The sequence below is a fragment of the Dechloromonas hortensis genome (assembly GCF_009469765.1).
In the GTDB taxonomy this organism is placed as follows: domain Bacteria; phylum Pseudomonadota; class Gammaproteobacteria; order Burkholderiales; family Rhodocyclaceae; genus Azonexus; species Azonexus hortensis.
On record NZ_SSSQ01000006.1, the window covers coordinates 16,103 to 28,608 of the forward strand.

Sequence of the window (12,506 nt, forward strand, 5' to 3'; positions counted from 1 at the left end):
GAGATTCTGCTTGGCACAACGAGGTGTCGCTGATGGCTAATAATCCTGTCAAAGCGTTACGTAGGTTAGTGCATCAAAGCATTCGCAAGATGATTGCTGCATTGCCAAAAGAGGCCCGGTTTGCGGTTTACCGTTCCTTTGTTGATTGCGATCCCGCGCCGAGTGAGCGTCTGCAGTTAAAAATCGCTGAGACAAAGGAGGAGTTGGAAGCATGCTTTCGACTGCTGCATGACGCGTATGTTGAGAGTGGCTTCATGCAGGCTCAACCTTCGGGGATGAGAGTAACCATTTACCACGCTTTGCCGTCGACAACTACGCTGTGCGCCAAGTGGGATGGGGAGGTGGTTGGTACCATCTCCCTGATTCGCGAGAGCGCTTTCGGTTTTCCGCTGCAGAAAATTTTCGATCTCAGCGGTGTCCGGCAAAATGAGGGGAACCTTGCAGAAGTGTCCGCCTTGGCGGTTCACCCAAGATTTCGCAAGACCGGTGGAGCGATTCTTTTTCCACTGATGAAATTCATGTATGAGTACGCCACACAATACTTTGATACGCGCCATTTATTGATTGCGGTAAACCCAAATCGAATAGAAATGTACGAATCGTTGTTGTTTTTCGAGCGTTTGGTGGCGAATGTGGTCGAAAACTACGATTTTGCGAATGGCGCGCCTGCTGTTGGGGCTTCACTTGATCTGCGGTTTGCTCCGACTGTATTGGAGAGGGTTTACGCGAAAAAGTCGCCGCGTAAAAACCTGCATCAGTATTTCACTAAAATTTGCTTGCCTAACCTGATGCTTCCAAATCGTCGTTATTTCACTACGAACGACCCGGTTTTGACGCCTGAGTTGCTTGACTATTTCTTTAATGTTCGAACGCATGGCTTTGCCAGCCTGGATCAGCGGAAAAGGGTCTTGCTGCATTCGATATATGACTTACCGAGTTATCGGGATATCCTGCCTGCGCTACCCGATAGCGGAGAGGGCATCTTGACGCGACAGCACCAGCGTTTTTCTGTTCGCTGTCCCGGGCATCTTCGCCTTGATGAGGCGGGGAGTCAGGAGTGCGAATTCGCAGTTCAGGTTATTGAAGTATCCGAATATGGTTTCCAGGCATATGCCAAGGAAGACTTGCCGCTGAATATCTGGAGTTCGGCCACGGTACGCCTCGGGAAGTCCGAAGTGTCAGTGATCAAGGCGCTCGCTGTCCGTGATCATGCGAATGGTTTTAACGGGTTTTATGGCTTTCGTGTTGGCGAGCCGGACCTGATCTGGCGGAAATTTGTCAATGCACTACAAAAAGGGCGTACGCATGAGGATCTTGAGCATGCGACGCTCTACCTGGCCTAAACAAGTACTTCGATAACCTCCGGGTGTCCCAGGAAGCGCTGGGGGCTGGCACTGGCTCCGTAGGCGCCTGACTGAAAAATCACCACGTAGTCGCCCGGCTGGGCCACAGGCAATTCCATCTTGTCCGCTAACAGGTCGAGTGGCGTGCATAGCGGGCCAACGACGGAAGCTAATTCCAGATTGCAGTTATCCATTTTGTTGCCGATCGCGACCGGGTAGTTTTTCCGGATAACCTGGCCGAAGTTTCCGGAGGCTGACAGATGATGATTCAAGCCGCCGTCTACGATAAGGAAGGTCTGTCCTCGTGAAATCTTGCGGTCAACGACTTGGGTAACATAAATTCCTGCTTCCCCGACCAGATAGCGTCCTAGTTCGATAACGATATGCGCTTCGGGCATCTCGGATTTGGCTCGGCTGGCCAACTGTGCAAGGTTGTCGCCAATTGCATTCAGTTCTAGGGGGCGCTCGCCAGGAAAGTAGGGTATGCCAAAACCACCGCCCAAGTTGAGAAATTTGACCGGTGAAGGGGTGTGTTTGGCAAGGGCCTGTGCGAGTTGATAGGACTTTTGCTGCGCCTCGCAGATCGATTCGGCTTTGAGGTTTTGTGATCCGGCAAACAGGTGAAAGCCCTCAAACTGTAGATTTGCCTTACCGATTTCAGAGAGCAATTCCGGCACACATTCGGCATCGACACCAAATTGCTTGGGGCCGCCCCCCATTTTCATCCCTGAGCCTTTCAGTTCAAAATCCGGATTGACGCGGACAGCAACTCTTGCCGGTAGCGCTAGCTTTTTGGCAATCGAAGATAGTTCGGTTACCTCCCGGAAAGACTCGATATTGATTAGTACCCCTGCGGCAACGGCCTGCTCGAGTTCGATCTGCCGCTTTCCCGGCCCGGCAAAGCTGATCTCCTGCGCAGAGGCGCCCGCATCCAGTGCAATCTTCAACTCTCCGGCAGAGGCGACGTCAATGCCATCGACCAAGCCTGCCATGAAACCTACCACTGCTGGTAGAGGGTTTGCCTTCATCGCGTAATGGAGCTTTATCGATGCAGGCAGCGCTTTGCGCAATTGTTCAACGCGCATGCGAAGCAGTTGGCGGTCATAGGCATAAAACGGTGTTTGTCCAACCCGAGCTGCAAGTAGTTTTAATGGAATGCTATTGATTACCAACTGATCATTCGCAATAGAAAACTGTTTCATCGGGGGGTGCGTGGGCAGCGGGCGGGCTTGGTTTGACATTCTTTGGGGTTCCAAGGAAAGCTGATCGATGAGCTTGCATCTACCCAAGGGCCGGGGCCGGGGGCGGATGCGAAGCGAATGTTCACCAATCTAAGATGCGTTTTTCTCGATCCATGCGGTCGACAGTATTTTTCGGTCGATTTTCCCGTTGGGGTTGCGTGGTAGCGGGCCTGTGTGAATCTCGATGCCTTGGGGGACCATGTAGGCCGGCATCCGACTTCGACACTCCATGAGCAGTGCTGTGATATCAAGATGCCCTTGCGGGGGGGCTGTGGCGATTACTTGGATGGCTTGCCCCAAGCGTTCGTCATCAACTCCGAAAGCAACACATTCGCCTACCATCTTGGTCGCATAGAGGATTTCTTCCACTTCAGTCGGGCTGACTCGATAGCCTGAAGTTTTCATCATTTCATCGCGGCGCCCAATGAAGTATAGGAAGCCATCCTCATCCATCCGGACGGTGTCGCCGGAGAAAACTGCAATCTCTGGTAGAACAAGCCCCGCCTCACGGCCCGGTGCGTGGACCGGCAAGGGTTTGTAGCGCTCGGCGGTTTTTTCTGGATCGTTCCAGTAACCTTGGCCGACCAATGCGCCGCGGTGAACGAGTTCTCCTGGCTCGTTTGGTGCGCAAGGAAAACCGTCATCGCGTAGCACCAGAATTTCTGCATTGGGGATGGCTTTGCCGATCGAGTCCGGTCGTTTATCGACTTCGCTTGGTGGCAGGTAGGTCGAGCGGAATGCTTCGGTCAGGCCGTACATCAAATATGGTTTTGTTTTTGGTAGATGCCGACGCAAGGCTTCCAGTGTCTCACGTGGCATGCGGCCGCCGGTATTGGCAAAGTAGCGCAGGTGTTCGGTCGTTGATTCCGGCCAGGCAAGTTGCGTGAGCTGAATATAAAGCGGCGGCACAGCGGTCAAGCCGGTGACTTTTTCACGCTCGATAGCTTTCAGCACATCACGGGGAAGCAGGTAGTTCAACAGAACGACCCGCGCGCCGACGTGGAAGGCTGTAGTCAACTGACTGAAGCCGGCATCAAAGGAGAGCGGAAGGGCGGCGAGCAGTGTGTCGCCAGCGTGATTTTCAAGGTAGCTTGAAACGCTTTTTGCACCTGCCACCATGTTTCGATGGGAAAGGACTACGCCCTTGGGCTTGCCTGTGCTGCCTGATGTGTACAGTATGCTCAATACATCGGTGTCAATGAGTCGATGCCCGGAGCGTGTCGGCTGATCAAGCAACTCTCCCCAGCGACAGATGTTCAGCGTGTTGGCGGATGCAATGGTGTCGGCATGATCAAGAACGACAACATGGCGGAGGTCATGACAGCTTGGCAGTGTTTCCTGCAACAGCGCAAGTCGTTCGGGAGAGGTCACCAGAATGCGCACATTGCAGTCACGAAGGATGTAAGCAACCTGATCGGCTTTAAGCAGCGGGTTGATTGGTACAAAAACGCCTCCCGCAGCCGGTGCACCAAAACTGGCGATGACCATCTCAAAGCGTTTTTCAAGGTAGATCGCCACTCGCTCCCCGCGTTGGAGACCGATGGAGAGCAGGCCGCTGGCAAACCGATTTACTGCATCCTGCAACTCGGCATAACAAAGTGTTGATTTGCCGAAGGTGAGCGCTGGCGCGCTCGAGTCACGGTCGGTAGCACGGTAAATTAGTTCGGGAAGAAGTATTGAGTCGCGCATGATGAGTGATTCTGCCATGGGCCAAGGTATGACGATGTGGAGTATCTCACAGTCGAAATGGCATTCTGTGCCTATAATGCTGCGTCTGAAATCTGATGTATCTGGAGCAAGGTTTGAATACCCAAAAAGAAGTGCTGTCCCTTCTGGATGAAATTCTAAATTTGAATGGCCGTTCAGCAGAGTTCTCGTTGAACACCCCGCTGCTGGGGGCTATCCCGGAACTCGATTCAATGGCGGTGGTTGCCTTGATAACCAGCTTTGAAGACCGTTTCGGTTTTACCGTAGATGACGATGAAATAGAGGGCAGTACTTTTGCAACCCTCGGTTCGCTCATTGCGTTTGTCGACGCCAAGCTGGCTTCCTGAAAGCTGTTCTGGCTTGCGTGTTTCGCAAGCTGACGCATGAAGGTTTTCACGGTTGGCGTTGGTGTTTTGCTGTGGCCAATTTTTGCCGGTATTTGAAGCGCAGAGTCTGATTTTAGTGTTGGGCGCTTCTTTTTAGCTGAGTTGAGATGCCCGGGAAAAATATTCTCCTGCTCCGTGTGGTGATGTTCTGCGCGGGGGCTGTTTCAGTCCTCGCAGCAGTTTTTTTGTTTTTACATCACCCCATGCGGAACGAGTGGCTTTTGGGCAGCCTTTGTTTCGCTGCATTTTTTGCTGCTGCGCTTTACCCACCCCTCGTTTTTTTCCTTGTTCCGGCAATGCTGCCGGTTGTCGATCTTGCTCCGTGGACCGGTTGGATCACTTTCGAGGAGTTTGATCTCGTTGTGCTCCTTCTGCTTGGCGGTGCATACCTTCGGTATGCCTTGGCATTCCGCTCGCCCATTCACGAGATTCATCGACTCAAGCTATCCTCGGGCGCCTTGTTGCTCCTTGCCATGTTGGTGTCAGTCCTGATTTCGCTGTTCCGTGGCGTAGTGGATAGCGGCGGATTCATCTTTTCCTGGTTTCATGGCTACTACGAGTCGATGAACAGTATCCGCTTGGCAAAGCCATTTTTGCTGGCTGTTTTACTCCTCCCACTTTGTCTGATCCCTCCTCCACAGGATAGGAAAGGGGGTAGCAATTTTTTGTTGCTGGGCTTGGGGATGACAGCTGGTCTTTGTCTTGTCTCACTCGCAACGATCTGGGAGCGCGTTGCCTTCCTTGGTTTACTGGATTTTTCTTCGGATTATCGAACGACCGCTTTATTTTGGGAAATGCATGTAGGCGGCGCCGCACTTGATGGCTTTCTGGCCTTGACCGTGCCTTTTGCCGCTCGGGAGTTGGTTTTCGCCAAATCGCGCTGGCACCTTGCGTTCGTTGTTACAGCTCTTGCTTTGGCCTGTTACGCCTGCCTGACCACCTTTTCGCGCGGTGTCTATGCTGCAATTCCGATTGCCTTGGGGGTAAGCATATGGCTCTCAATGCGCCAGATTCGGTCTGCTAATTTGCTCTTGCTCGTTAAGAAAAGTGATCTTACCGTTGCATTTTTTGGCGTGGCTTTATTCACCATTGCTGCATATTGGATATTTGATACTTCCGGTTATCGGGGAATGTTTGCATTTCTGGTGGCCAGCGGACTCTTTTACCCCATAGCTCTTGCTCTGGCTTCAGTCTCTAGTGCAACTTGGTGGCGCGGGATATCTCTGGGGCTGCTGTCTTCGATGATTGGCTTGGCGCTGGCCATCTGTGTGCCGAAAGGTGCATATCTGGTTTTTTCCATTTCTGGACTGTTGACCGCAGGAAGTCTTGTTTGGAGATGGCGGGGCGTCTCTGCAATTGTTCCTGGCTTGCTCGTTGCCAGCTATGTTTCGATGCTAAGTAGTGGCGTGTTGGTCGCCTGGCATTGGGGCGGGGAAGATGCTATTGCGAGCATGGCTATATCTTGCGTAACGTTGCTTTGTGGGATTTTCGTTGCTAGTCGCCGGACTCTGCCGCAGTGTGGTATTCGCTCACAGCTATCGATTGCGGTTTTCCTCGCATTACTGGCGGCGATCGTTGCAATTTTTTCTGGTGGGCGATACATGGCTGATCGCTTTTCAACGACGAACAAGGATCTGGATTATCGTCTGCAGCATTGGGAGACTGGGCTTGGCCAACTTCAAGGCGCCGATTGGTGGTTGGGTAAAGGTCTGGGGCGAGTTCCTGCAACATACTTCTTTGCAGCGCCCCAAAGTGAGTATCCCGGCGGTTTTCATTTGCAATCCGATCCCTCCGGTAATGCATATTTACGCCTCGTTGGTGGGCGTCATATTAATGGATGGGGTGAGGTCTTTCGGGTTACACAGCGTATTAGGCCGGAACCGGGCGTGTACCGGGTGAACTTCAACGTTCGTGCTGAAAAAGATGTCGTTTTTGCTTTTGAGGTTTGCGCCAAGCACCTGCTTTATCAAGGCCGATGTGTTGCTCGTCAGGTTGAAGCAAAAGGCGAGGGCGGCAGGTGGCAGCAGATGGAGGTTGATCTGCAGGGGGACTTGCCGGGCGGTGGGGCGTGGTATGCCCCGGAGCTCGTTGTTTTTTCTATTGCGATGCTCTCCAGAGGCGGAGTTGCTGATTTTGACAACCTGGCTTTACAAAACAACGGCCTGGAATTGCTTGCCAATGGCAATTTCGATAACGAACTGACACACTGGTTTTCATCGTCAGACAAATACCATATGCCTTGGCATATGAAGAATATTTTCCTGCACATCCTGTTCGAGCAGGGAGGGTTAGGGTTGGTCGTACTGTTGCTTATGTTGGCATCCGCATTTTTCCGCCTGGCTTGGGGAAAGGCGGCGGGCCACTCGATTGCCCCCGCTGTGGCAGGAGGGCTTGCCGGCTTCTGTGTTGTGGGCATGTTCGATAGCCTGCTTGATGTTCCCCGAGTGGCCACGCTCTTTTACTTGCTGCTGCTACTGGGGCTTTTTATCAGGCACCCAAATAGCAAGCATTAAGTCCTTCATCTTTTACAACTGCCGCATGAAGATGATCCAGATGGGTGAGAAGGTTTCTCAGCAGGGAGTCTGAATGCATGATGCCAATAATTGCCAAGGAATTACTTCCAGTGAGCACTGATAAAAATGCACTATTAACAGGTCGTCCCCAATTTTCCACAGGCGAGTTGGCCGGTCTTGCTCGCACAGAAGGGAATTTGGCTGCTTGGGAAAAGCTCTTTGCGACAGATGGCGCCAGCGGAGTGAAGGATGTTGCTGGAGATTTTGCCGTTGGCCTCACTGACTCCAATGGTCGCACCATACTTGCGGTCGACCGTTTCGCTGTACGCAGCCTGTGTTACCGGGTGGCGGGCGAGCGGATTCATTTTGCCTCCAGAGCAGATGAGTTGGCTGATGCTCATACAGAAATCGATGCTCAAGCCATCTTCGACTATCTATATTTTCACGTTATTCCTTCTCCTAGAACCATCTTCAAAAATGTCTATCGCTTACCACCGGGGCATTACGCCATTTTTGAGAACGGTCAGCTAAAACTCGGACGTTATTGGACACCTGATTTCCAGGAGGAAAAAAAGGTTTCATTTGACCAGCTTCGTACTGAGTTCAGGCATCTATTGGCAGAGGGCGTGCGTCGCCAATTGGATGGGAGCAAACCGGCCTGCTTTCTCAGTGGCGGAACAGATAGCTCCACCGTAGCGGGAATGATCGGGCAGGTCTCGGGGCAAGCTGCTGCCACCTATTCAATCGGCTTTGATGCCGAAGGTTACGATGAAATGGAGTATGCCCGCATAGCTGCCCGCCATTTTCATACCGACCACCACGAGTACTACGTGACACCGGCAGATCTCGTACGAAGTATTCCCGATGTCGCGCGCTTCTACGACCAACCCTTCGGTAACTCATCAGCTTTGCCGGCCTATTACTGCGCAAAAATGGCTCAGGAGGATGGGGTTACGCGCATACTTGCCGGCGATGGTGGTGATGAACTGTTCGGCGGCAATACGCGTTATGCCAAGCAAAAAGTATTCGGTTTCTATGATCAGCTGCCATCGGCACTGCGCCAGACTTTGCTTGAGCCCCTGCTGCTCGGGTCGCCGTTAGGGAAACTGCCTCTGTTGAGAAAAGGCGCGAGTTATATTCGCCAAGCGAAGGTGCCGCTACCGGATCGGACGCAGACCTACAACCTCCTATTCCGTTTTGGCGTTCATGATGTGTTTACCGCAGGCTTCCTGGAAGGGATTGATCTGGCAGAGCCTGTCGCGCAGCAGAGAGAGGTCTGGGTAGAGACAAGTTCAGCAGCGCGCACAAATAAGGAATTAGCGTTTGACTGGCGATACACCCTGGCTGAATGCGATCTTCCTAAAGTCGTTGGTACGACAATGCTGGCCGGCATTGACGTTGGCTTTCCCATGCTTGATACGGATTTGCTTGCCTTCTCGATGCGCCTTCCCACCGAATATAAATTGAAAGGTTTGAAGCTTCGCTGGTTCTTCAAGGAGGCCTTACGCGGTTTTCTCCCCGATGAGATTCTTACCAAGAAAAAGCAAGGGTTTGGTCTTCCATTCGGTGTTTGGGTCACCCAGAACAGCGAGCTAAGAGATTTGGCGGAAAGCTCTGTTCGTGCCTTAGCTGAGCGAAAGATATTTAAGTCAGAGTTTGTCGATCAGATATTCATGCATTTGCGCGAACACCCTGGCTATTATGGAGAGATGATTTGGATTGCTATCATGCTTGAACAATGGTTACGCGGGCGTGATGAAAAGTGCTCTGGTAGAAATAGCAGTTAAAGCCAATAACGAGGTCCCCCATGTCCAAACTCTTTTCACTTACCTTTCTGGTGCTTGCATCCGTGAGTATCCCATCCTATTCCGCTGTCGAGGACTGTGGCGAGTTGAAAAACTACGGCGATATTGGGCCTTGGGATTACTCTGACCCATCAAGTTCAGCTTCTACCGGAGCTGACCCGATGGGGCGGATAAAGCGAGTTGAAAATGTCCATTTCAACTCAGATGTTAGAAGTTTAAATAGAAAGCGATATTCTATCGATCAGTTGACGGCTGAGATTCACTATACACTCCGGATGTTCCCAAATCACACAGAGGCTTTGGTTTCTATTTCCCGACTGGAAAAGATGGCTGGTGGAAAGTTGCCTCAAAATACAGCGACAATTTATACGCCAAGGTTATCTGCCTACTGCTTTTTTGATCGGGCCATACGGTTTAAAGAAAACGATAAAAATGTTCGTTTTGCATACGCTATTCATCTGCACCAAAATGGAAAATTTAAAGAGGCTCTCGAACAATATCTGCTGGCAGAGCCGCAGTGGGAAGATAACCGTTATTTTCAGTACAATCTTGGGTTGCTGTATGCGGATATGAAAAACTGGGAAAAAGCGGTCGATTACGCTCAGCGAGCTTATGGCTCGGGTGTGAGTTTCCCATCGTTGAGGCAAAAAATTGAAAAATCTGGATACAAAATAAACATACCCCCACCGCATCGTAGTGATGCTCATGTGGGGGCGGGTGATCCAACCTCTTCAAAAGATAATTAACCCGCAGATTTTGTCGAAGATTTTATTTACTGGCGGTTTCGGCCGATAATTTCTTCCCAGAGAGGAGGCTTTGTCCAGTATATGCAGGCAGCCCAAGTGATTAGACTAAGCACGAACCCAACTCCGTCTAAGAGAATGTTTTTCTCATAATTGCTGCGTAGGATAATGGCGATAAAAAGAGCGGGGATGCATATTAACAGAGCTCTTCGTACTTCGTATAAGACCTGATAAAGAGCGCAATAATCTTTAAGCCGCCAAAGTAGCCATAGGTTCGAGAGCAAGGAGGATATTATTAAGCATATTGCAACGCCTTTTGCGCCATTGGAGACCCCAATTGCTATTGCTAGCATGGACGAACCACGCAGCACTGTGGTGACTAATGTTTGGAGCTTGATCTGTCCGGTCGCTATTAGGAGGCTCCCAGAAAGATAGTTTGGCAGGCTGAATATGCCTCCGAAGGCAATTAATTGAACAATCAGGGTAGCCTCAGACCAATTGTCGCCGAGCAAAATTTTCACTATGGTGTCTGCGTAGATAATAACCCAAGCAAAAAATATCAGACCAACAACACAAACCATACCAACTGCTCTGGCATAAAGGCCAGATGTGCCAGATCCATCGCGAGAGATTTTTGCGAAGGCAGGCATTGCCACGCCCCAAACGCCCTGCATTATTACTCGCTGAAATATCTGAGCTAATGTACTACCTCTTTCATAAAGCCCAATGTTATTAAAGTCGCTAAACTTTCCAAGAAGTAATGCGCTTAGCCGATCCTCCAAGGTTTCTAGCAATCCGTTGAAAGTGGCTAATGCAGAATAAGAAATAACATGCCGAATTTCTCGTAGTCCAGGTGTGAGTGGGAGTCCTTCTGGTCGGAGAGCAAAGCAAGATATTACTGTTGCAACAGACCCTGCTAGCATTCCCCAAGCTAAACTAAAGTATGAAAAATTATTAAGTGCAAGAAGTATCGTGACGATGGCAGTCGATAGCGCGGAGGCAACGCCAACAAAGGCTACTTTGTTAAATTGCATGTCACGTTTGAATTTTGCCAATGCCAATGCACCAAGAGGCATTGCGAGAAAATTTGGGGCAATTATGAGGAGTAAGTTGGCTAAGTCTTCATTCGAGTAATATGAGGCTAATATATTCCGTGTAAAAAATACAATAGATGCCAAAATTATTGATGAGGCAAACAAAATTGTTAAGGCCGCTCGCATCCGGTCATTGGTTAAATTACGCTCTTGGACCAAATATTGCCCAACGCCTAAGTCTCTAAACACTTGGACTAGCATCGTGATGCTAAGTGCGAGTGCAAATATTCCAAATTCTTGAGGGGTTATTAGTCGCGAGACAATGGCGGTGGTAATTAGCTGTAAACAAAGCGTTACATATTTTTCTATGAATGAATGGAGTAATGCTATTTTAATGGACACGGATTGTTTTTGATGTGTTGATTGATTTGTGTGTGATCGTATTGTTGGTAATATATTTAATTTTTGTCTGGCATGCTATGGTTTTTTGTTTTGCTAAATCATAATCCCTCGTATCCTAAATTTATTGCATTTTCAATCATTTTCATTGAGTATGATTTCTCTACAAGTTGCCGTCCGGCATTGGTTAGTTTTTCGGCTACCTCGGGGTGGTTTAAAATTCGTATGCAAGCCTCAGCAATAGCTTGAGGTTCATCAGCCAGTAGCAAATGAACGCCATCTTCAACTTCAATTCCTTCTGCGCCAATCCGTGTGGCCACTACTGGGCGGCCATAGCCAAAAGCCTCAAGTATTTTAATTCGTGTTCCTCCACCAATCCGGATAGGAACAACTAATAATGCTGAGTCACGATATAAAGGCTCTATTTCCGGGGGGTCTGTAATGAGGTTGATTTCATAGCTTTGGCATAGCTTACGTAATGAGTCTGGTGCCTCTCGCCCAGCGATAGTCATTTTGTAACCAGATTTCCACAAATAGATAGACCACACAGTTCTTACAAAATATTCTATTGCATCAATATTGGCTTGGTAGTTAAGGGAGCCAACAAATAAAATTGTTTTATTGCCTTCAGGGCTGGAGGGGAGTTTTTTTTCTGGGATACGATACCCATTGGGAACCACGTGGACTTTTGCGCCGATATTATTGGCTGTAAATTTTTTTCTGTCCGTTTCTGAGCATAAGAACAGCGTGCCAAATTTGCTGGCTGCATATTTTTCGTAATGCCCTATCTTTAGAGTATCAATTCTTGAAAATGTGGTTAGCAATCGGCCTTGTATATTTTGCTGCTGTTTCAGTGTGCGTATTGCACTTTCTGATTCGTAATCATCTAAATCTATGACTAACTGACTTAATGGTAGACCGATTTTTTTTGCAATGCGCTCCCCAATTGCTGATAGGCCAAGTCGATAGCAATGAATCCTTGCTATATTTTCACAATTTGGAATGCAATGGTAAATTTCGTTTCCAAGATTAGTTGGATATTCCCTGATTAGGCGTGGGTAAGGTTTTATTGCATCTAGGATGCCTGTGAGAAGGGAGTCTGGTGTTTTTGTATGAGCAATTTTCCATTCGTGAAAAGATACGGTGTGGGTTTTTATGAAATTTTCATCGATTTTGGTGGGGCGTCCCCCCTCGTGAATTAGGATATGTAAGTGAACTCTATAATATCGAGATAGAATTTCTAAGTGTGAGCCAACCCTCATCGAGGCACCATGACCTGCAATCGCTGGCACATGTGGTGAAAGTAGAATGATTGATTTTTTGGATGAGCCCATA

The 12,506-nt window shown here is 49.5% G+C and carries 9 protein-coding genes; 5 read left to right on the forward strand and 4 right to left on the reverse strand.

Annotation, left to right across the window (positions count from 1 at the left end):
- Window positions 1-32: 32 nt before the first annotated feature.
- On the forward strand, window positions 33-1,343 hold the full coding sequence (locus tag GH663_RS11150; protein WP_153131816.1) for a GNAT family N-acetyltransferase: 1,311 nt from the start codon (window positions 33-35) through the stop codon (window positions 1,341-1,343).
- Here GH663_RS11150 and GH663_RS11155 read toward each other — a convergent pair.
- Together GH663_RS11155 and GH663_RS11160 are read right to left on the reverse strand one after the other, a co-directional pair.
- Window positions 1,340-2,584 (reverse strand): pyridoxal-dependent decarboxylase, exosortase A system-associated, encoded by a 1,245-nt coding sequence (locus tag GH663_RS11155; RefSeq protein ID WP_153131817.1) that lies wholly within the window; start codon window positions 2,582-2,584, stop codon window positions 1,340-1,342. The two genes, GH663_RS11150 and GH663_RS11155, sit on opposite strands and share 4 nt — an antisense overlap.
- 90 nt (window positions 2,585-2,674) lie before the next feature.
- Window positions 2,675-4,273: an acyl-CoA ligase (AMP-forming), exosortase A system-associated gene (locus GH663_RS11160; protein ID WP_153132000.1), complete on the reverse strand. Its 1,599-nt coding sequence runs from the start codon at window positions 4,271-4,273 to the stop codon at window positions 2,675-2,677.
- 95 nt (window positions 4,274-4,368) lie between these two features.
- Between GH663_RS11160 and GH663_RS11165 the strand changes: the two genes are divergently transcribed.
- From GH663_RS11165 to GH663_RS11180, 4 genes are all read left to right on the forward strand, one after another.
- On the forward strand, window positions 4,369-4,638 hold the full coding sequence (locus GH663_RS11165; RefSeq protein ID WP_343029829.1) for an acyl carrier protein: 270 nt from the start codon (window positions 4,369-4,371) through the stop codon (window positions 4,636-4,638).
- 146 nt (window positions 4,639-4,784) lie between these two features.
- Window positions 4,785-7,190 (forward strand): hypothetical protein, encoded by a 2,406-nt coding sequence (locus tag GH663_RS11170; RefSeq protein WP_153131819.1) that lies wholly within the window; start codon window positions 4,785-4,787, stop codon window positions 7,188-7,190.
- A 77-nt stretch (window positions 7,191-7,267) separates the two neighbouring features.
- Window positions 7,268-8,977 carry an asparagine synthetase B family protein gene (locus tag GH663_RS11175; RefSeq protein ID WP_246181564.1) on the forward strand — a complete coding sequence of 570 codons (1,710 nt, stop codon included), beginning with the start codon at window positions 7,268-7,270 and terminating at the stop codon, window positions 8,975-8,977.
- A gap of 20 nt (window positions 8,978-8,997) precedes the next feature.
- The gene (locus tag GH663_RS11180; protein ID WP_153131821.1) at window positions 8,998-9,741 is read left to right on the forward strand and encodes a tetratricopeptide repeat protein; all 744 of its coding nucleotides are present in this window, start codon (window positions 8,998-9,000) and stop codon (window positions 9,739-9,741) included.
- Between the two features lie 26 nt (window positions 9,742-9,767).
- Here the strand turns inward: GH663_RS11180 and GH663_RS11185 are convergent, their stop codons facing one another.
- Both GH663_RS11185 and GH663_RS11190 read right to left on the reverse strand, forming a co-directional pair.
- Complete coding sequence (locus GH663_RS11185) at window positions 9,768-11,174, reverse strand: oligosaccharide flippase family protein (RefSeq protein ID WP_170291403.1); 1,407 nt, start codon at window positions 11,172-11,174, stop codon at window positions 9,768-9,770.
- Between the two features lie 98 nt (window positions 11,175-11,272).
- Window positions 11,273-12,505: a glycosyltransferase family 4 protein gene (locus GH663_RS11190; protein WP_153131825.1), complete on the reverse strand. Its 1,233-nt coding sequence runs from the start codon at window positions 12,503-12,505 to the stop codon at window positions 11,273-11,275.
- Window position 12,506 lies beyond the last annotated feature (1 nt).

Excerpts from the sequence above, each read along its gene's own strand:
- GH663_RS11180 (WP_153131821.1), top strand. The coding sequence starts at position 8,998 with ATGTCCAAACTCTTTTCACTTACCTTTCTGGTGCTTGCATCCGTGAGT.
- GH663_RS11170 (WP_153131819.1), top strand. The coding sequence starts at position 4,785 with ATGCCCGGGAAAAATATTCTCCTGCTCCGTGTGGTGATGTTCTGCGCG.
- GH663_RS11150 (WP_153131816.1), top strand. The coding sequence starts at position 33 with ATGGCTAATAATCCTGTCAAAGCGTTACGTAGGTTAGTGCATCAAAGC.
- GH663_RS11190 (WP_153131825.1), bottom strand. The coding sequence starts at position 12,505 with ATGGGCTCATCCAAAAAATCAATCATTCTACTTTCACCACATGTGCCA.
- GH663_RS11175 (WP_246181564.1), top strand. The coding sequence starts at position 7,268 with ATGATGCCAATAATTGCCAAGGAATTACTTCCAGTGAGCACTGATAAA.
- GH663_RS11165 (WP_343029829.1), top strand. The coding sequence starts at position 4,369 with ATGTATCTGGAGCAAGGTTTGAATACCCAAAAAGAAGTGCTGTCCCTT.
- GH663_RS11155 (WP_153131817.1), bottom strand. The coding sequence starts at position 2,584 with ATGTCAAACCAAGCCCGCCCGCTGCCCACGCACCCCCCGATGAAACAG.
- GH663_RS11160 (WP_153132000.1), bottom strand. The coding sequence starts at position 4,273 with ATGCGCGACTCAATACTTCTTCCCGAACTAATTTACCGTGCTACCGAC.